At 49.9% G+C, this 18616-nt stretch carries 17 protein-coding genes and 1 tRNA gene; 15 read left to right on the top strand and 3 right to left on the bottom strand.

The annotated features are described in order from the left end of the window. The first annotated feature begins 13 nt into the window (after positions 1-13). The 6 genes from ACM1PF_RS34420 to ACM1PF_RS34445 all read left to right on the top strand — a co-directional run bounded on the left by ACM1PF_RS34420 (position 14) and on the right by ACM1PF_RS34445 (position 2997). Positions 14-205: a hypothetical protein gene (locus ACM1PF_RS34420; protein ID WP_416671110.1), complete on the top strand. Its 192-nt coding sequence runs from the start codon at positions 14-16 to the stop codon at positions 203-205. Further along, entirely contained in the window at positions 206-793 is a 588-nt protein-coding gene (rimM, locus tag ACM1PF_RS34425; protein ID WP_416671112.1) for a ribosome maturation factor RimM, read from the top strand. It begins immediately after the preceding gene. A 53-nt stretch (positions 794-846) separates the two neighbouring features. Beyond that, positions 847-1155, top strand: a complete 309-nt coding sequence (locus tag ACM1PF_RS34430; protein ID WP_416671115.1) for a hypothetical protein — start codon at positions 847-849, stop codon at positions 1153-1155. Positions 1156-1192: 37 nt separating this feature from the next. Next, positions 1193-1792: a hypothetical protein gene (locus ACM1PF_RS34435; protein WP_416671117.1), complete on the top strand. Its 600-nt coding sequence runs from the start codon at positions 1193-1195 to the stop codon at positions 1790-1792. A 67-nt stretch (positions 1793-1859) separates the two neighbouring features. Then, on the top strand, positions 1860-2141 hold the full coding sequence (locus tag ACM1PF_RS34440) for a hypothetical protein (RefSeq protein WP_416671119.1): 282 nt from the start codon (positions 1860-1862) through the stop codon (positions 2139-2141). Positions 2142-2748: 607 nt separating this feature from the next. Then, positions 2749-2997 carry a hypothetical protein gene (locus tag ACM1PF_RS34445; RefSeq protein ID WP_416671122.1) on the top strand — a complete coding sequence of 83 codons (249 nt, stop codon included), beginning with the start codon at positions 2749-2751 and terminating at the stop codon, positions 2995-2997. 53 nt (positions 2998-3050) lie between these two features. Here ACM1PF_RS34445 and ACM1PF_RS34450 read toward each other — a convergent pair whose 3' ends face one another. Further along, complete coding sequence (locus tag ACM1PF_RS34450) at positions 3051-4199, bottom strand: 2OG-Fe(II) oxygenase (RefSeq protein WP_416671124.1); 1149 nt, start codon at positions 4197-4199, stop codon at positions 3051-3053. A 157-nt stretch (positions 4200-4356) separates the two neighbouring features. Between ACM1PF_RS34450 and ACM1PF_RS34455 the strand changes: the two genes are divergently transcribed. Next, positions 4357-4761: a hypothetical protein gene (locus ACM1PF_RS34455; protein ID WP_416671125.1), complete on the top strand. Its 405-nt coding sequence runs from the start codon at positions 4357-4359 to the stop codon at positions 4759-4761. 166 nt (positions 4762-4927) lie between these two features. On the opposite strand, the gene ACM1PF_RS34460 is transcribed toward ACM1PF_RS34455, so the two are convergent. Then, a complete protein-coding gene (locus ACM1PF_RS34460; protein WP_416671127.1) occupies positions 4928-5758 on the bottom strand; it encodes an ion transporter in 831 nt (276 codons plus the stop codon). Positions 5759-6047: 289 nt separating this feature from the next. Between ACM1PF_RS34460 and ACM1PF_RS34465 the strand changes: the two genes are divergently transcribed. The 3 genes from ACM1PF_RS34465 (at position 6048) to ACM1PF_RS34475 (ending at position 10403) form a co-directional block, all read left to right on the top strand. Then, on the top strand, positions 6048-7373 hold the full coding sequence (locus tag ACM1PF_RS34465; RefSeq protein ID WP_416671128.1) for a hypothetical protein: 1326 nt from the start codon (positions 6048-6050) through the stop codon (positions 7371-7373). A gap of 111 nt (positions 7374-7484) precedes the next feature. After that, positions 7485-7757, top strand: a complete 273-nt coding sequence (locus tag ACM1PF_RS34470; protein WP_416671131.1) for a GlsB/YeaQ/YmgE family stress response membrane protein — start codon at positions 7485-7487, stop codon at positions 7755-7757. 681 nt (positions 7758-8438) lie between these two features. Further along, positions 8439-10403 (top strand): alpha-amylase family glycosyl hydrolase, encoded by a 1965-nt coding sequence (locus ACM1PF_RS34475; protein ID WP_416671133.1) that lies wholly within the window; start codon positions 8439-8441, stop codon positions 10401-10403. Between the two features lie 464 nt (positions 10404-10867). Here ACM1PF_RS34475 and ACM1PF_RS34480 read toward each other — a convergent pair. Next, positions 10868-10959, bottom strand: a tRNA-Ser gene (locus ACM1PF_RS34480). Positions 10960-11333: 374 nt separating this feature from the next. Here ACM1PF_RS34480 and ACM1PF_RS34485 point away from each other — a divergent pair. From ACM1PF_RS34485 to ACM1PF_RS34505, 5 genes are all read left to right on the top strand, one after another. Then, entirely contained in the window at positions 11334-12437 is a 1104-nt protein-coding gene (locus ACM1PF_RS34485) for a CHAD domain-containing protein (protein WP_416671135.1), read from the top strand. Between the two features lie 195 nt (positions 12438-12632). After that, positions 12633-13073 (top strand): response regulator, encoded by a 441-nt coding sequence (locus ACM1PF_RS34490; protein ID WP_416671136.1) that lies wholly within the window; start codon positions 12633-12635, stop codon positions 13071-13073. A gap of 474 nt (positions 13074-13547) precedes the next feature. Next, the gene (locus tag ACM1PF_RS34495; RefSeq protein ID WP_416671138.1) at positions 13548-15890 is read left to right on the top strand and encodes an ATP-binding protein; all 2343 of its coding nucleotides are present in this window, start codon (positions 13548-13550) and stop codon (positions 15888-15890) included. Next, a complete protein-coding gene (locus ACM1PF_RS34500; protein ID WP_416671140.1) occupies positions 15850-16305 on the top strand; it encodes a response regulator in 456 nt (151 codons plus the stop codon). Before ACM1PF_RS34495 ends, ACM1PF_RS34500 begins: the two co-directional genes overlap by 41 nt. After that, positions 16302-18269, top strand: coding sequence for a hybrid sensor histidine kinase/response regulator (locus ACM1PF_RS34505; protein ID WP_416671142.1), 1968 nt, complete (start codon positions 16302-16304; stop codon positions 18267-18269). The genes ACM1PF_RS34500 and ACM1PF_RS34505 overlap by 4 nt, the downstream gene beginning before the upstream one ends. The last annotated feature ends 347 nt before the right edge of the window (positions 18270-18616 follow it).

Consider the following 18616-nt stretch of genomic DNA (forward strand, 5'->3'; position numbering starts at 1 on the left):
AATCCTTTGGGTCATGGTTCTGTCTTTTCGACTGGGCGGGCAAGATGCCCACCCCACAAGAAGCAGACAGCGGGCAAGATGCCCACCCCACAATGGCGGACAGCAGGCAAGATGCCCACCCCACAAGATGGCAGACAGCGGGCAAGATGCCCACCCCACAAGAGGCAGACGGAAGTTGTTAATCAATTGTTTAGAGTTGGCGTGAATGTGGTTAGAGATTGGCAAAATTGTGGGTGGTCAGGGTCTAAAGGGGGAGATGCGAGTTTACCCCAGTTCTGATTTTCCAGAGCGGTTTTTGGAGCCGGGACAGCGGTGGTTGCTTCATCCAGGGGCTGAGGAACCAGAGCCGATCGAACTCCTAGCGGGTCGCTATTTGCAGGGGAAGGGGCTGTATGTGGTGCAGCTTGCAGGGATTACCGATCGCAATCAGGCGGAGGGGTTAAGGAATTGCCGTCTGATGGTTCCAGAGTCCGATCGGCCGCCGTTGGAGGAGGATGAGTTTCATGTGCTGGATCTCGTGGGGCTGGTGGTGTTTGACCAGGCGACGCAGAGCCGGATTGGGGTGGTGGTGGATGTGCTGAGTGCGGGGAATGATTTGCTGGAGGTGAAGCTGGATCGGATGGCGGAACCAGATCTGGATCAAGTGCCTGCTGAGGGACGGAACCGTAAGGCAAAAGCGAAGTCGTCCCAAACGGTGCTGATTCCTTTTGTGAAGCCGATCGTGCCGGTGGTGGATCTGGTGGAGCAGCGGATTGAGATTACGCCGCCGGAGGGGTTGATTGAGGGTGGTTGATTGGGGATGGAGCGATCGCCAAACCACAAAGCGTTATTTCAGGAAGAGACTCAATGAGCAACTCAGAGAACTTAGAAAGCAGAGTCGAGTCCGTTGAAGTTGATATGCGGGAATTGAAACAGATTGTTCGGGAGACAGCCCGCAATGTCTCGGACTTGCGATCGGACTTAGCCACCCTTGCGGATATCGTTAACGCCAACCATGAAGAAGCCCAAGCGGAGCGAGCAGAAGCCAGAGCCGATCGAGAGGTAATCAAGGAACGGATGGATCGCTTTGAAGCCCAGGCCAACGCCGATCGCGCTTTGATGCTTGAGTTGATTCAGCGGTTGGGACAGGGGGGAAACGGAAGTAGCGGGAATTGATTGCGATCGGTTAGGGGGGAGCAGAGGAGATTTAATCGTGCCCTACAACAAATTCACTCTAAAGCAGGCACAGCAGTCCTTTGGGCTGCAAATCCGAGAAACCGATCGCCTGTTTTCTAGTATTACGCCAGTACAGCCTTCAGATTTGCTTCGTCAAACTCTGGCGAACAACATTTCACTGGCCACAGCGATCAATACTGAAGTTGCCCGATTTGGGATGCTGATTCAGCCGATCGTCCTGGAAGTGCGTCAACTATTAAGCCGGAAGGTCAGCGTCTTCTTTGGCACAGAATTCACCGTTGATCCAGCCCGCGATCTGTCCGGTTTTCCCGATGCCGTCATTAGTCGAGGAGCGGAACAGTTTTTCATTACCGCCCCTGTTGTCACGCTTGTTGAAGCTAAAAACGAGAACATTGTGGGTGGGCTGGGGCAATGTGCGGCTGAAATGGTCGCGGCTCAAATTTTTAATCAGCAGGAAGGGCAAGACATTCCTGCGGTGTATGGCTGCGTCACAACGGGAACCCTCTGGCGATTTCTGCGGCTGGAAGGGACTGTGTTGGCGATCGACCCGGTTGATCTTCCACTGGAACCCGTCGATCGGTTGTTGGGTATTTTTGTATCGATTTTGGAATCATGATTATGGAATCTCAGTCTTCACTAGTTGGGAACACTGATTGAACGAAATATTAGGAATCCAATTCATCATGTCAAAATTAATTCTGCAAGTCCGAACGAAAGATAATCTTCTGGAATTATTGGCTGCATCAGAATCCCGTGCATGGGTGGTAGCAGCAGATAAAATTAACCAGATTACCCACGTTCAGATCGTTAACTTTGATGGAACCCAAATGATCGAGGGTATATTCGATCGAAATGACAGTTATAGAAGCTCTGAAAACAAATTAGTGATCAAGTTTTTAGATGGACGCATTGTGAACTGTCGCGTTCAGTTTGATGCACAGAATCCAGTGCGTTACTTCACCTGATCCTCAGAGGATATACATTGCTGACTGGGCGAGCAAGATGCCCACCCCACAAGAATTCCAGGGTATTGAAAGCTTATACCTTACATTGCTGACTGGGCGAGCAAGATGGGGAGCATGTCATGTTTGCAAGTCTAACCCTCATCCCCTAACCCCTTCTCCCAATCGGGGAGAAGGGGAACCGGATCGAAGTCCCTCGCCCTTTGGGAGAGGGATTTAGGGTGAGGGTGACAAAAGTGACATGCTCCCGGCAAAATGTCCACCCCACAAGAATTCCAGGGTATTGAATTCACATCCCTGGCGCAGGCAAAGCCAGCCCAAAAAAAATTTCATCAAAGAGATTGACGGAATCTCCAGAATTCACTACGCTATTCGATTAAGGCGGCCAAATGCCCTGGTGTACGTGTGCTGCCGATCCTCAGGAATTCAGCGTGACCAAGTGGTGAACCAAACACCACTCAGCCACTAACCCGACAGACAAGTTACCAGCGAGTCTGTACAGGCTAGGGTTTATTTTAGCTGAGGTTTTACCAAGGTTAAGACGGGTTCTGGACTGGTGGGGAAAACTGAGTTCCTGAGTTTCCTCCCTTAACACTCAAAGGAATTTCTCATGACAGGTGAAAACTTCATATTCAACTCTGGCAGCGAATCCGACTCATTGCCCCATCGGGAGTTGCCCCATCGGGAATCGATCAAATTAGTGGCGATCGGTTCCCATGAAGGCGTGAACGAAATCATCCACCACCTGCACGTCCTTAACTTCCGCGATGCCACCACCTGGAGCCGTTTTCTCCCTACGCCCAATCCCAACGAGGTGATGAAAATCAACACCCACTACCGCATTCGCAGCCAACGATAACCTGATCAAATCCGAGGGCATATCATAGCCAAAACTATGCCCTCCTCCCGCCTTCACTTCTCCCCCTTCACCGGATCGATCGGCAAATTCCCTGCCGCAAAGTCCACCCCGGACCCCCCCTCCCGCTGAATCTTTTGAAGCGTCTGTTCCCGAAACTGTGCTTCCATCTCACCATAGAAGAAAGAGAGCAGCACAAACCGAGTGCCCCTGGTAACGGGTGTTACTTCATGGAGCAAAGAGCAGGAAAACAGCACCGCTCCCCCTGGTTCTGGACTATATAGATCGGTGCCATACTCTGGAAACCGCAAACATCCGCCCTCATAGCCATCATTCAGATTCAGCGTCATGGCAAACCGACGGTGGATCATACCCACATTCGTGTTATCTCGATGGCGACTGAAGAACCCCTGAGACTGGTCATCATAACAGGCCACCAGATACCGCTCGAAGTGGGAGATGCGATACTGAAACGCCTTTTCAACTTCCGGTCTGACCCGTCGCCCAATGTAAGCATTAATCTGCTCCAACAGTTGGGCATCCGTAACCATCCAATCCCGTCGCCGCTTGAGGTTGCGATCGATCGCCACCTGTACCTGATTGCCCTGCGATCGCATCACCCCCGACTCCGTTCCTCCATCCGCCCGATAGAGCTGAATGAGTTGCTGACAAAACTCCGGCGACAAAACATTTGGCACAAACAAAGCTGGGGCCACCTGTTTAATCTGGCGAGGAGGCTCAGGCTGAGGCAGATTTTTCACAACAGACAACACCCGATCGACGTGCTGCCTATGGGTTTCCAGGGGAATCACTGCCAGCACCCGCAGATTCTCATCCAAAATAAAAGTCGTTGGATCGTAGGCAATTCCCCCCGTTTCATCCAACTGACAGACCCCATAGCGAATGCTGAGATCCCCATCCAGATCCCACAACCACCGGAAAGACTCCGACGGTTGAACCTGCGCTTCCAGTTGGCGATCGTTAGGATCGATCGACACCCCCAAAAAAGTAATGCCTGCCTGCTGCAACTGCGCCTTTGCCCGCAAAAAACTAGCGACAATGGGCTGAATTTGGGGATTGCTGGCACTACCAAAGAAAAATAGCACCGATCGATAACCGCCAACTGTTAGATCTGGGGCAGACGTGGCGATCGGTTGGGAAATAAACCAGGGAGCTGGATCACCAACGCTCAGGGTAGACATCATTCAACCGTCAGAAACCATTTGCCCTCTGAGTTTGAACAAAATTGGCTGGACTGTCAATGGTAATCGCAAAGGAATCGTTAATCTCATTCCTTGATCGGTGAGGGAAGACGTGAGTAAGTTAGTCTGAGAGTAACGTTGCTTACCTATCGTCCGAACTATGTCTTTTTTGCCTCCCAACCACTCCAACGGCAATGGCAATGGTAGTAGACCATTCAATCAACCGACTAACGGTAACGGACGATCGCCTGAAGAATCGCCTTATCTGCCTCCTGAGGATCGGGGTGGAGATCCGGGGGGAGATCATCACAAAGAGCGCAGTCGAGTGGGTGGAGAACGCAGCGACAATCAAGGTGACGATCGCAAGCCTGAGCAAATGCCTGACAAGCTGAATCCCGATCGGGTTCGGAACATCAAACAACAGATGAATCGACTGTATATTATTTTGGTTGTGGTGGGACTGACGATCGGATTGGTGGTTTCCGTAGGAGTTGTCGCAGTCATTCAGCGGTTAGGACTCACGGAAGTGGTGCCGATTGGTGAACCGAATCCGCCTGCCGACTAGAGATTCAGTAACTAGAGATTCAGCAACTATAGCTATCCTCCGTAGGATTTGAACGGGGTGCAGGGGTAAAACCCTGGCGTGGGGGCGTTGCCCCTAACCCCTTGTTCACAAACAATTTGTGAACGCTATAGAGATTCAGCTTCAAACCAGAACCTCGCCCCTCCCTCTATTCTGCTGAAGTCCGATCGGCTGGCGTGTGGATATTTTTGCCGCAGTGCGGACAGATCGCGTCCTGGCTCTCGTGTTCGAGTTCAAATTCCTCAGTGAAACCGGAGGCGAGAATACTGGTGGGCAGGGCAAACAAACCAATGCCCAAAATGGAAACAATTCCGCCCAAAAACCTCCCCAACGGCGTGATCGGATAAACATCGCCATAGCTGACTGTCGTGAGGGTGGAAATGCCCCACCATAGCGTTGCAGGAATACTACCAAAGGCTTCAGGCTGGGCGTTGTGTTCAATCAAATACATCAAGCTTGAAGCAATGAGCAGCAGAATCAGCACTGTCATTAAGGAAATGTAGAGAGCTTCCCGTTTTCGATAAAACACCCGCAGGATGCTATGGAGCGATTCAAAGTAACGACCCGCCTTAAACACCCGAAAAAACCGAAAGGCTCTCAATGTAATTAAGGATCGTGCCGGTAGACCAAGGGCGATCGCCAGATAAAAAGGCAAAACAGCAATCAGATCCACGATCGCTAACGGTGTCACCATCCAGCGTAGTCGCCCCCAGACCGGATGACGATAATGGGGAGAAGTGGTGCAGCACCAGAGCCGCAGCAGATACTCAATGGTAAAAACCGTCAGAGAAGTCTGTTCAAATCCGCTAAATAGCCCCGAAAACTCGATCCGCACTTCATCAACGGTTTCAAGGACTAAGGCCAGAATATTAAAAAAAATCAACGATAAAATGATGCTGTCGAAGATGCGGCTGCCCAGGCTGTCAGTTCCCGTAGTTTCTACAATTTCAAAGGTTCGACGTTTGAGATAGCGATACATACCTGTTCAGGATGGCTTTGTGAGCAAAGAATGAGCGCAGATCTTGACTTCGCTCAACCTGCACCACCACTTCCATTATGGATTGCTATAGCCAGCGATCGGACTTCCGGCGGTGGGTTGCGGCTGCACTCAACTGTACTTAACTGGAGCGTACTGCTGCTCATACTGACGGTTAAAGCGATGCTCCTCTCGCCCAGGACAGAGTTCGATCGCCGTTAAATTCTGTCCAGAGACATTCACTAACCTGTCTTTCGAGTGATACGCTGCAAGAAAGATTGGTCACTAACCTATGGATAAAGTATTGCAACGGGCCCAAGAACTGAAAGAAGAACTAACTGATTTTGTCCTGGATGCAGAGGGTGAGCTTGCCGTTGCCCTGGAAACCTTTAGTGCTGACCAACTGACTCGCTCTCAGCAGCAAAATATGCATCAGCGGATGATGGTGGTCGATCGCTTCATCATTGAAGGGGAAGTGGCAGAGCAAACGCCGATCGATCTGTTTATGCAAAGCCAGCCCAAGCTTGCTAAGGCCGATCGCCAACTCCTGGAACAATGGCGGCGTAGCTTTGTTGGGTTGTTTGCCATCGTCAAAATTCTGGCGGATGGTTTTGAGTTAATGAACTGGACGACAGAAAAGCACTATAGCGTCAAGCAAGCTGATTCCCAGGCTCTAAAAGACATGGAGCGGTTGAAGGAAGGCGAAATTATTCTGGCTCAGATTGCGCCGATTTCCGATACAGAATGGATGTTCTTTAGCCCCTGGACTTCCCTGGGCAAACTGGGCAAACCCAAGCTAGCCGTAGCGATCGGCAACTTCAAGGACAACTACAAAAATCATCTCTATAGCGATGCGCCTGATCTACTGGAAGAAGCCTGGAAATCAGTCGAACGATATCATACGGACTTTGTGGAATTCTTTGGAGCCGATGAAGTAACCCTGTCCGGGTATGAACTGGGTAAAAAACTGACGGAATTCCAGGAAATTTTGACTCAGAAGAACTTTGATGCTGCCGGAATCGATCGCTCCAAGTCGCTGGAAGAACTGGCCGCAGAAGCTGGCGTGTCCCAGGAAGAGCTAGATGAAACCGCAGAGGCGATCGGGGCAGATCCCAAAACTATGTCGGCAGCGTGGAAGCAGCAAGCCGCTAACAAGATGGCTGCTCCTCAGGTGGAACTGCCGCCCAAGCTGAAAAAAGCGGAACAGGTGACAGCCCTGAGTCATCCTCGCTGGGGACAAATGTTTTTACCCAACTATGCTCCCCTTAAGGCAATTCTGGAAGCACCCGATCCAGAAAATGGCGATGTTTCGCTGGTGCAAAAATGTTTGAAAGACGCTGAAATGAATGCCTTTGTTTGGCATCGATTGACCCGGCAATATCCCGATGCCATGGAAACGGTATTACAGGCTGCCCTCGATCGCCCGAATTTCAAATTGGCAACCGATTTAGATCCCCTCCTGGAAGAATTTGACAAACCGTTGGATACGGATTTGCCTGAAATTGCCAGCGTGCCAATTCATCTGCATAACTTGTTTCAAGAAGCAGTGGTAGAAGTTAACAAAAGTAAATCCAAAGGGAAAACCAAGAAGAAGAAAGTAGCGGGATTTCAGAGTTAATTCTCTCTTACGGTTTTATAGGCTCTATCCTGGGACGGAAGAGGGATTTGTAGTCCAAGATATATTCTTGAATTGTAAGTAAAGAGGAAAACTCTTCAGGAGGCTTAGGAAATGAATATTATCGCTTGGATTATTTTGGGTTTCTTGGCTGGTGCGATCGCTAAACTGCTTTATCCTGGACATCAGGGTGGCGGTATTCTAGCCACAATCTTGTTAGGAATCATCGGTGCATTTGTAGGAGGTTCCCTGTTCTCCTTATTCACAACAGGGACACTTCAAATGACAGCAGCAGGTCTGAGTATTCCTGGATTGATCGTCGCCATCATCGGTGCAATGGTCGCTATCTTCATCTGGGGTCTGGTTACTCGTCGGACTACTGTATAAGCCTTGCTTCTGCATTCTGAAGTACTCAGTGTGTCAGTCCAATGGTTACGTCAGGGGCTAGTCTTAAGCTGCTACTGATTCCAGATCATTAATGTTTAGTACCACTGTAGAAGTGTTTCTTCACCTTGAATCTTTGTCTGTCTAGTTTTATTAGCTGGCAGAAGAGATTGCTCCGAAAATCAGGTTTGGAAGCATTAGTGCTTATGCCTTCACAGTTAGTCCCTGTGGAGGCCATTTTTTTGTCTATACTTTTTGGCTTTGAGGGGAGCATCCCACTGAGACAAATTGGCTCATTTTTTCGTAGCGCAGGCATCTTGTCTGCCTGTTAGATAGCTGCCATGTAAATGCAAAATTGGGATCACCCCCTCCATTGCTGGATCAGGTTCTCATCGTTTAATCAATAACGCTTTGTTAATGGCTCAAAATCTATATCTATAGGCATAAATTAGAAAGCACTTTTGGGGAATTTATAAAACTTATGATAAGGTTCTAACTAATTTACTCCAGAATTCTTTCCTCCAGAATTCAACTAACGTATTTCGTGGAGAAAGATGTCGAGGGTTATCTTGCATCCAGGCTGAAAACGCCACATTTGTTTGGATTGGGGTGACTCAGTTTGAATGAAAGAATTCACTGCGATAGAGTAAACCTGTTTTCAAACCTCCTTACCTGAGTATTTCTATGGCAGAAACTCCTCAACCCGCTCAACTCCCAACTGACCCACTTAAACCTGCACCCGCCCAAGTCTCTCCTGAGCAATACGATGTCACCAATCCTCAGGCGAAGGTCGAAACGTTAGAGGAACAACCCTCTGATATTGATATTGACCTGGAATTTCTTTACACCAGGGATATTGAATTTAGGCAAGAAACAATTTATTTCCTGGTGGTCGATCGCTTCTATGACGGTGATCCCAGCAATAACGAAGGGCCCAATCCAGAACTGTATGACGAAACCCGGCAAGATTGGGGCAAGTACTGGGGCGGCGACTTGCAGGGAGTGATCGACCAACTGGATTACTTAAAAAACCTGGGTATTACAGCGATCTGGCTCACCCCTTTATTTGAGCAAATTGAGGAACTATTCTGCGGTAATGCAGCGATTCATGGCTACTGGACGAAGGATTTTAAGCGGTTCAATCCTCGGTTTTTGGGGGTGGGTGAAAACAATTCTCTGAACAAAACTCAGGATAGCCGCGATACGGTGTTCGATCGCCTGATTGCAGAATTGCACCACCGCAACATGAAGCTGATTCTGGATATAGTTTGCAATCACAGCACCCCTGAAACGACGGGTGGCAAAGGCGAACTCTACGATGATGGCGTGAAGATTGCCGACTTTAACGAGGATGAAAAGCACTGGTATCACCATTATGGTGAGGTGGTGGACTGGGAAAACGACTGGCAAATTCAAAACTGTGAACTGGCGGGGTTAGCCACCTTTAACGAAAACAATACGGAGTACCGCAACTACATTAAAAGTGCAATCAAACAATGGCTCGATCGCGGCGTAGATGCCCTGCGGGTGGATACCGTCAAACATATGCCGATCTGGTTCTGGCAGGAATTCAACGCCGATATTCTGTCCCACCGCCCGGATGTGTTCGTGTTTGGGGAGTGGATTTATAGCCATCCTGCCGATGATCGATCGGTGGAGTTTGCCAACAATTCTGGCATGACGATTCTAGACTTTGGGCTGTGCGTGTCGATTCGCGCGGCCTTGGGGCAGGGAGCCGAAGATGGATTTTACTTAATTAAAGACGTTCTGGCCTTGGATCATCACTACAGCGGAGCCTTAGAACTGATCACCTTTATCGACAACCACGATATGCCCCGGTTTCAGTCCCTCAACCCTGATCCAGAAATGCTCAAGGTTGCAATGGTGCTGATTATGACGACGCGCGGCATTCCCTGCATCTACTACGGTACGGAGCAATACCTCCATGACGACACTGATGGTGGTGATGATCCCTACAATCGCCCCATGATGGAGTCCTGGGATCGGGAAACGGAGGTTTATCGCGCTATTCGTCTGCTTTCTGGGTTACGCCGACTCAACCCGGCCGTTTCGATGGGGGGGCAGTGGCAGAAGTACATTACGCCAGATGTCTATTGCTATGTCCGTCGCTATCGGGATTCTCGCTGTTTTGTTGCGCTGAACCGGGGAGAAGCCGTGACGTTGGATGAGGTGGTGACGGAATTCCCGGATGGGGAACACACCTGCGTCATTACCCACAATAAGTACGAAGTTCAGGACGGCAAAATTCAAAATCTGACTCTGGAAACGCGAGGGGCGATCGTCCTCAGTCATGTCGGAGAACGAGTCAAGGCCCAAACGATCGTCCGGGCCCAGTTGAACGGGGTGCAAACCTTACCGGGTGAGCAGATTGTCGTGATTGGGGACTGTCCCGAACTGGGCAACTGGGATATTTCCCAGGCGTATCCGATGGAGTACATTAACTCCAACACCTGGTTTGCTGAAATTCCCTTTGATGAAAGTGCAGGTAAGTTGATCAGCTATAAGTACGCCATGCTGCGGGAAGGACAATCACCCCTGCGGGAAAATCTGGTGGCTCGACGGTGGGTGATTGCGCCGGAAGGTACGGTGAAGTGGCGGGATACCTGGGCTTCGGGGCGAGAGTCTTGATCGGATGTATCCCAGTTTTGATATGGCCCAGTTTTGCCTTTGCATGACAAAATCGGTCACTGGCAGGTCAGATGTCTGCACTACAGATGTCTGCACTACAGTGATCGATGGGAGCATCCCATTTATGCAAATTCAGTAGATCTAAAATGGGTTCGTTTCACAGTGAGCCCTGGGGTTGATCCTCCTAAATCCCCCTTAAAAAGGGGGACTCCAACCCCTCTTCGGTTTGTGCTACGCACACGCTCCGCGAACAGTTCCCCCTTTTCAAGGGGGGCTAGGGGGGATCTAAACAAGGTTTATGATCTACTGAAATTGATCGATTTCAGTAGCGCAGGCAGCTTGCCTGCCAGTGAACGATCCATCATATAAATGCAAAAGTGGGATACACCCTGATCGATCGCCATCAATCGATTCCCCTGCATGAGTCTTATCTACCCAGATGATATTGTGATATGAGTATCAAACGGAGAGGGAGGGATTCGAACCCTCGGTACGGCCTTTCGATCCGTACAACAGATTAGCAATCTGCCGCTTTCGACCACTCAGCCACCTCTCCCGGTGGTAAAGCTTTACCATAATAACAGATCTTGAAGCGAGCGCAATAGGTTGTGGGGTGGATGCAGATTTTTTGGTGAAGAATGGCTGAACCTGGCATCCTCATACTGCGGGGTGAGGAGCATCCTCCCTGGGCAGAAACCGTGATCCATTAAAAACCGTAACCAAAGCCAGATCTGAATGAAGTTAAGACTGGGTTAATATTAAAGTTGCGCAGGTAAATATTGTACCGAGGACACGGTTCATGCTCCTGAATAGAAGGTGTCACTCGGTGAGTTTGAATTTGATTCGGTGAGTTTGACTGGATATGCGATCGACTGAAATCGTTCGCTTTATTACCTGCACGAAGATAGGCAGAGTATTGGGTAGGCAACTATGAAACGTGCAAAAAAACAGGAGAAAAAAGCTGAGTTGCAAAATGAGTCGCAGTCTGAGGCGAAGGCTAAAGCTCAAACTCAGTCTAAAGCTCGCGGCAAAACGCAGTCTAAAACGCGATCGCCTCAGTCAAAACCTGCCAAAAATGGTGCAGAACCCCGTTCCACTACCGTAGGTGAGTTTGCCTGTCAGGTCATTGCCGAGCAGTTTGAGCGGATCACAAAGCAAACGAAGCGCGTTTTGGCGGATCAAGATCCTGAACCACTCCATCAAATGCGAGTTGGTAGCCGTCGTTTGCGCACTGCATTACAGGTGTTTGAGTCGGCGATCGAAATTCCTAAAGTGGCGAATGCAAGACGGTTGCGCGATCTGGCTAGAACGCTGGGTGAACTGCGGGATTTGGATGTGCAGATGGCCAGTCTGGGCGAATCGTATTTGCCCAATTTGAACGGCAAAGAACAGAAAAGGTTGGGCGATGTTCTAGATTCCCTGGGGCGACAGCGCATTGAAGCGTTTAAGCAGGTAGAGTCTGCCTTAACCAAAAAGCAGTACCAACAGTTGAGAAATGCATACAAAACCTGGCTCGAACAGCCGCAACTAACTAACCTGTCCCAATTACCCCTGACATCAGTTCTCCCCGACCTTCTCAGTCCGCTGTTGTCAGAACTATTACTCCATCCCGGCTGGTTCATCTCGATCGATGATGTATCTGAAGAAAACAGCGAAGTCCTGCATGATTTGCGAAAGGCTTGTAAGCATGTTCGGTATCAGGCAGAGTTTTTTGTCTCGTTCTACGGAGATGAGTTTGGCGATTGGGTGAAGGAAATTAAGCAGTTGCAGGATGATTTGGGGCTGTTGCAGGACACACAAGTTTTGAAAGACTTGTTGAGTCGGGAGTTAGGCGATCGATCGAAAATGCCTGGATTGAATGCGTTGATTCGTCAAGAACAGAAGGCATCTCTATCAAAATGGGAAGAGGTGCGACAAAAGTATTTAGACACTGGATTCCGTTACCATTTACATGAAAGATTGCTGCAACCTGCCGATCGCGCTACTAAAGTCCATCCCGAATTAATAGAACGACAACCCGCCGAACAAAACTAGCTGAAGTCGCTGAAGTCGCTGAAGTAACGACTTGTTAAGTTGCATCGGGACAAAAGCGTTTATAGTTTGGATAAGGTGCGATCGTTGAGCTACCCTCAGCGATCGTACGAGCACTGATGAAGGTGCGGTTAGAAAACGCAACTGCCAGGGGTATGGACTCCTAAATAGTTGGAGAAACGCTTGGGGATAGGATGCATGGATGAGGGCATTAGAGAACGGCTGATCCTCGTGGTTGAGAACAATGCAAGCCATGCCCAGTTAATTGAAACAGTGTTGAAAAACCATCCAGCGTCTTATCAGGTCGTGATCGTCTGTGATGGCATTCAGGCTCTAAATTTTCTACAGCGGCAGGGAGAGTATCAGAACGCACCTCGTCCGCACTTAATCTTGCTGGATTTAAATTTACCCCGTAAAGATGGGCGATCGGTTCTGGCAGAAATCAAAGCGGATGATGACTTAAAACGAATTCCGATCGTTGTTTTGACTGCTTCCAGTAATGCAAATGATGTTTTTACCAGCTATGCTCGTCAGGGCAATTGTTATGTCATCAAAGCAGATGATTTTGAGAGTTTATCGGCGATCGTCAAGCGAATCGAGGAATTTTGGCTGGAGATTGTCACGCTACCGTCAGAGTAGTTTTTTTAAGCGATCGAGATTGGGCACTGTTCATCCCTGAGGGGCAGACTGTGCTCCGCGAACACTCTTCCCTCAAAATAAATAACTTAATTGTTTACATCTATTCAAACTTAGAAATATTCGAGCAATAATTCAAAAACCCCATCCCCTGGACTTCTGCGATATCCTCTAAGCATGAGCAGAGTAAAATGCTCTGACCTCTGCAAAGAGTCGGAAAACAGTCAGATTTACGTACGGGGAACTTAAAGGCTCAAGTTGATCGGAAATTTCTATCCCTGTTCCGTATCGGTATTGGAAGCAAATCTATATTGAAGGTAGTCGATCGTGATCGTGCTAAACCTGGCTAAACGATTTTATCCAAAAATCAGGTTTTAGTTCAGCTTTAAATCGCTTCAGCATTCAGAGTCTCTTAATGGAGCAGTGTCGAATCATGGTGTTGCCTTCTGCTCATTTCATCAAGAATTTGGAGGACAAATGGTAGAAGCCAATGTTTGGGCCGGAAATGTAAGTTTAAGCTCGAATGTGCCCCACGTTGATATTACTCAACTCAAACAGCCGCCAATTCATACCTTGATTCAGGTGCAGCCGCATGGGGTGCTGCTGATCTTGCAAGAACCTGATCTGACGGTACTGCAGGCGAGTAGTAACACCTTCGCCCAGTTTGGCATTACGGCCCAGGAGATTTTGGGTACACCTCTGGAGGATATCTTCGATCCCTTCCAGGTCGATCGCCTTAAGGAAGGATTGGCCGCTGATAATCTGGATCTCGTTAATCCCAGTAAAGTCTGGGTGAGAAAGCGGGGACGGGGCGATGATTACCAGGTGTTTGATGCCGTTTTCCATCGCAGTATCGACGGGGTTTTGGTACTGGAATTAGAACCTGCATTGACGCAGGAAAATATTCCGTTCCTGAGCTTCTATCACCTGGCCAGAGCATCTATTAACCAGCTAGAAGAAACTTCCAATCTGCGGGATTTCTGCCAGATTATTGTCCGGGAAGTCCGCAAAGTGACCGGGTTCGATCGCGTCATGCTGTACAAGTTTGACGAGGAAGATCATGGTGAAGTGCTGGCGGAAGAAAAGCTGGACAGCATGGAATCCTATCTGGGGTTACGCTATCCCGAATCAGACATTCCTCGTACCGCCCGGAAGATGCTGGCTGCAAACTGGATTCGCGTCATTCCCAATGCCAACGCCGAACCCGTCAGCTTGTTCCCAGGCGTGAATCCGCTGACCCAGCAGCCGACGGATTTAACCCATTCCATTCTCCGCAGTCCCTACCCCTGCCACATTGAATATCTACACAATATGGGTGTGGGGGCTTCTTTGACGATTTCTTTGATCAAAGATCAAAAATTGTGGGGACTGATTGCCTGTCACCATCTCACTCCCAAGTATGTTCCCTACGAACTGCGGAAGGCTTGCGAATTCCTGGGGCGCGTCATTTTCTCTGAACTTTCCACCCGTGAGGAAACGGCGGATTACGACTATCGGATGCGATTGGCCTATATTCAATCTGTCCTGGTGGAACAGATGTCCCAGGAGGATGTGTTTATTGATGGTCTGGTTAACCGGCAGCCCAGCGTGTTGGATCTGGCCAATGCTCAGGGCGCGGCAATCTGCTTCAACGGCAACTGGACGACGATCGGCCGAACTCCCAATGAAGAAGATCTGAATTTCCTGGTGCAGTGGTTGGCCAAAAACGTGGAGGGTGAAGTCTTCCATACGGATGCGTTGCCTCACCTGTACTCGGATGCGGAACGATTTAAGGATGTGGCCAGCGGATTGTTGGCAATCCCCATTTCCAAGCGGAACTATGTGCTGTGGTTCCGTCCGGAGGTGATTCAAACGGTGAACTGGGGTGGCGATCCCACGAAGGCTTTTGAGGTGAAGCAGACGGAAGGTGGAACCCGCCTCTGTCCCCGGAAGTCCTTTGAGCTATGGAAGGAAACGGTGCGGCTGAAGTCGCTGCCCTGGAAACAGGTGGAAGTGGATGCAGCCCTGGAATTGCGGAAGGCGATCGTTAACATCATTCTGCGGCAGGCGGATGAATTGGCCCAACTGGCTCAAGATTTGGAGCGATCGAACGCGGAACTGAAGAAGTTTGCCTATGTCGCGTCCCATGATTTGCAGGAGCCGTTGAATCAGGTGGCGAACTATGTGCAGCTTTTGGAGATGCGCTACGAAAGCCAGCTCGATGGCGATGCCAGGGAATTCATTGAGTTTGCCGTGGAAGGGGTGAGCCTGATGCAAACCCTGATCGATGATGTGCTGGCGTACTCCAAGGTCGATCTCCAGGCGATCGAATGGCAGTTGACGGATGTGGAATCGCCCCTGAACCATGCCCTGGGCAATCTGCGCGGTCGGATCGCCGACAGTGGAGCGACAATTACCCATGATGCATTACCAACGATCGTAGCGGATGGCACACAGCTCATGCAGCTTTTCCAGAACCTGATCGGCAATGCTATTAAGTTTAAACAGCCGGATCATCCCCCTCAAATTCACATTGGGGCGGAACGGCAGGAGGACGCATGGCTCTTTTCCGTCAAAGACAATGGAATTGGCTTAGATCAACAGTTCGGCGATCGGATCTTTGTCATCTTCCAGCGGTTACACACTCGTGATGAATATCCCGGTACGGGCATGGGTCTGGCCATCTGTAAGAAGATTGTGGAGTGTCATCGGGGCCGCATCTGGGTTGAGTCGGAACTGGGACAGGGAGCCACGTTCTACTTCACCATTCCTGTAGGGGGGCGCGATCATAACCATGCCAATGGACGAGACAAGCAAAGTTATCTTTTTGGTCGAAGATAACCGAGGCGACATTCGCTTAATCCAAGAAGCATTGAAAACGACTGCGGTGCAGTGTCGGGTTGTCATTGCCAGGGATGGCATGGAGGCGATGGCCTATCTCCGGCAGGATGAGGATCATCCGGATGCGGTGCGTCCGGATCTGATCCTGCTGGATTTAAATTTGCCCAAAAAGGACGGGCGGGAGGTACTGGCTGAGATCAAGGCCGATCCCCAACTGCGGCATATCCCAGTTGTGGTGTTGACGACCTCCCGCAATGAGGAGGACATTTTCAAAAGCTATGATTTGCATGTCAATTGCTACATCTCCAAGTCGCGGAATCTGAGCCAATTATTTAAGATAGTCAGAGGGATTGAGGAATTTTGGTTAGAGACAGCGACCTTGCCTCCGCTCGAGGGGCAATCACCAGCGCAGTGAAGGTATTACTAATCGAGGATCATTTAGCAGAAGCCAGATTGTTGCAGGAGTTTCTCAAGGGGGCAGCCTTCAATCAGTTTGCGCTGTCTCATGTGCAGCGATTACAGGATGCCCTGAACCATCTGACGAACGATCGCTTTGATGTAATCCTGCTGGATTTAACCTTACCCGATAGTCAGGGATTGGCATCGCTGGATGCCTTGACGCGCTATACCCCCAATGTTCCGATCGTCGTACTGACCAATACCAACGATGATGAGCTGGCGGTATCTGCGGTACGGCATGGGGCCCAGGATTACCTGGTGAAGCGATCGGTGAATCAGGATATTCTGGTTCGATCTCTGCGCTATGCGATCGAACGGAAACAGGCTTCTGTTGCTTTGCGGGAAGCGAATGAAGCTCTGGAAATTCGGGTGCAGGAACGGACGGCAGAACTGGCGCGGACGAACGAGCAACTCCAGGCGGAGGTACACCATCGTCAGCGAGTCCAGGAACGGCTGGAACTGGCCCAGAAAGCCGGAAGAATTGGCTCCTTTGAGTGGGATTTGACGACCAATCGCGTCACCTGGTCCACTGAACTGGAAGCGTTGTATGGTCAACCAGCCAACACCTTCAACCATCGCTGTAGCTCGTGGTTACACACGGTTTATCCTGATGATCAAAGCCGGGTGGATCAGGCTTTGCAGCAAGCTGTGCGGGAAGGAATCCCCCTGGATACTGAGTTTCGGATAGTCGATGCGCAAAATCAGGTGCGCTGGATTGCGGCAAAGGGAACCGTTTTTTATGATGAGAACCGATCGCCCCTGCGAATTATTGGCGTTCACATTGATATCACTAACCGCAAGCAGTCGGAACAAAAGATTGCCGAACAGGCCGCATTATTAGACATCTCCACCGATGCGATTTTTGTCACGACCCTGGACTACCGGATTTTGTTCTGGAATCAGGGTGCAGAACGACTGTATGGCTGGGGGAAAACGGAAGTTTTAGAGCGGAATGCGATCGATCTGCTGTATCCCCCTGAATTGTCCACCTTACCCCTTCAAGATATCCAGCAGACATTAAGGCGGGATGGAATTTGGCAAAGTGATCTGAAACAAGTGACGAAAACGAGCAAGTCGCTACTCGTCCAGAGCCGCTGGACTCTGGTGCGGGACGAGCACGATGAGCCAAAATCGATTCTGATTGTCAACACGGACATCACTGAGAAAAGGCAGCTTGAAGAACAATTCCTGCGGGCCCAGCGATTAGAAAGTTTGGGAACCCTGGCCGGCGGCATTGCCCATGACCTCAACAACGTTTTCACTCCCGTTCTGGCTATTGCCAAACTGATGCCGCTTCGTATCCCAGATCTGAGTGAGAAAAATCGTCAGATGCTGCAAACTCTGGAACATAGTGCCCAGTGCGGCGCGGATTTAGTCAAGCAGATTCTCCTGTTTGCGCGAGGCGTGGAGGGAGAGCGGCGATCGCTTCAGGTGGGAGTAGTTTTGGGAGAAGTGGAAAAAATGCTGCGGCAAACTTTTCCGGCAACCATTCAGATTCAAACTCACGTTGCCCCAGACTTACACCGAGTTTTGGCTGACCCGACTCAACTGCACCAGGTTTTGATGAATCTTTGCGTCAATGCGCGGGATGCCATGCCCAACGGAGGTAGCTTAAAGATTTCTGCTGGAAATTTTGAAGTGGATGAGCAGTACGCCCGCCTTCATTTAGATGCCAGCCTTGGCTCCTATGTAATGCTGACGATCGCAGATACCGGGACAGGCATTACCCCAGAGGTGATCAACCATATTTTTGACCCCTTTTTCACCACGAAGGAAGTCGGTAAAGGGACAGGGCTGGGGCTGTCGGCTGTGCTGGGCATTGTCAGAAGTCATGGCGGCTTTATTGATGTGCAGAGTGAGGTGGGGCAGGGCAGTCACTTTCGCGTGTTTCTCCCGGTGCATGAGGAGGCTGCGGACTAGGGCGGCGATCGAACGGAGCGGTGTTGGGGGGACAGGGTAGCGGATCCTGCGATGACGGCGATCGCCAGGGTCGTCGTGCTAAGTTTTGCTGAGGAAATGACTGTAGGGCATATCTTTTGATGAATAATTAACAAATAATTACAGAACTTCTTAGCATCGAACCTGCGGTTGGATGGAGCGGTGGATGGAGCAAGCTGCCCAGAAAACCAGGTTAATTGAGATGTGCTGTAATTGCCCACTTGACTTTCGGGAGATGATTTTGAGCCAGGGTTGAGAGATACTGATTCTGTCTAAGCTCCATCCTTGAGGCAGACCGTTCATCTTACTTCCACCTCAAGGTTTGACTC

Origin of the sequence: Egbenema bharatensis FJBBOT/2019 (assembly GCF_048077055.1) — a bacterium.
GTDB classification, from domain to species: domain Bacteria; phylum Cyanobacteriota; class Cyanobacteriia; order Elainellales; family Elainellaceae; genus Egbenema; species Egbenema bharatensis.

What these genes read in the sequence shown, in the direction of transcription:
- ACM1PF_RS34420 (WP_416671110.1), top strand. Translation starts at nt 14, where the DNA reads ATGGTTCTGTCTTTTCGACTGGGCGGGCAAGATGCCCACCCCACAAGA.
- rimM (WP_416671112.1), top strand. Translation starts at nt 206, where the DNA reads ATGTGGTTAGAGATTGGCAAAATTGTGGGTGGTCAGGGTCTAAAGGGG.
- ACM1PF_RS34430 (WP_416671115.1), top strand. Translation starts at nt 847, where the DNA reads ATGAGCAACTCAGAGAACTTAGAAAGCAGAGTCGAGTCCGTTGAAGTT.
- ACM1PF_RS34440 (WP_416671119.1), top strand. Translation starts at nt 1,860, where the DNA reads ATGTCAAAATTAATTCTGCAAGTCCGAACGAAAGATAATCTTCTGGAA.
- ACM1PF_RS34445 (WP_416671122.1), top strand. Translation starts at nt 2,749, where the DNA reads ATGACAGGTGAAAACTTCATATTCAACTCTGGCAGCGAATCCGACTCA.
- ACM1PF_RS34450 (WP_416671124.1), bottom strand. Translation starts at nt 4,199, where the DNA reads ATGATGTCTACCCTGAGCGTTGGTGATCCAGCTCCCTGGTTTATTTCC.
- ACM1PF_RS34455 (WP_416671125.1), top strand. Translation starts at nt 4,357, where the DNA reads ATGTCTTTTTTGCCTCCCAACCACTCCAACGGCAATGGCAATGGTAGT.
- ACM1PF_RS34460 (WP_416671127.1), bottom strand. Translation starts at nt 5,758, where the DNA reads ATGTATCGCTATCTCAAACGTCGAACCTTTGAAATTGTAGAAACTACG.
- ACM1PF_RS34465 (WP_416671128.1), top strand. Translation starts at nt 6,048, where the DNA reads ATGGATAAAGTATTGCAACGGGCCCAAGAACTGAAAGAAGAACTAACT.
- ACM1PF_RS34470 (WP_416671131.1), top strand. Translation starts at nt 7,485, where the DNA reads ATGAATATTATCGCTTGGATTATTTTGGGTTTCTTGGCTGGTGCGATC.
- ACM1PF_RS34475 (WP_416671133.1), top strand. Translation starts at nt 8,439, where the DNA reads ATGGCAGAAACTCCTCAACCCGCTCAACTCCCAACTGACCCACTTAAA.
- ACM1PF_RS34485 (WP_416671135.1), top strand. Translation starts at nt 11,334, where the DNA reads ATGAAACGTGCAAAAAAACAGGAGAAAAAAGCTGAGTTGCAAAATGAG.
- ACM1PF_RS34490 (WP_416671136.1), top strand. Translation starts at nt 12,633, where the DNA reads ATGGATGAGGGCATTAGAGAACGGCTGATCCTCGTGGTTGAGAACAAT.
- ACM1PF_RS34495 (WP_416671138.1), top strand. Translation starts at nt 13,548, where the DNA reads ATGGTAGAAGCCAATGTTTGGGCCGGAAATGTAAGTTTAAGCTCGAAT.
- ACM1PF_RS34500 (WP_416671140.1), top strand. Translation starts at nt 15,850, where the DNA reads ATGGACGAGACAAGCAAAGTTATCTTTTTGGTCGAAGATAACCGAGGC.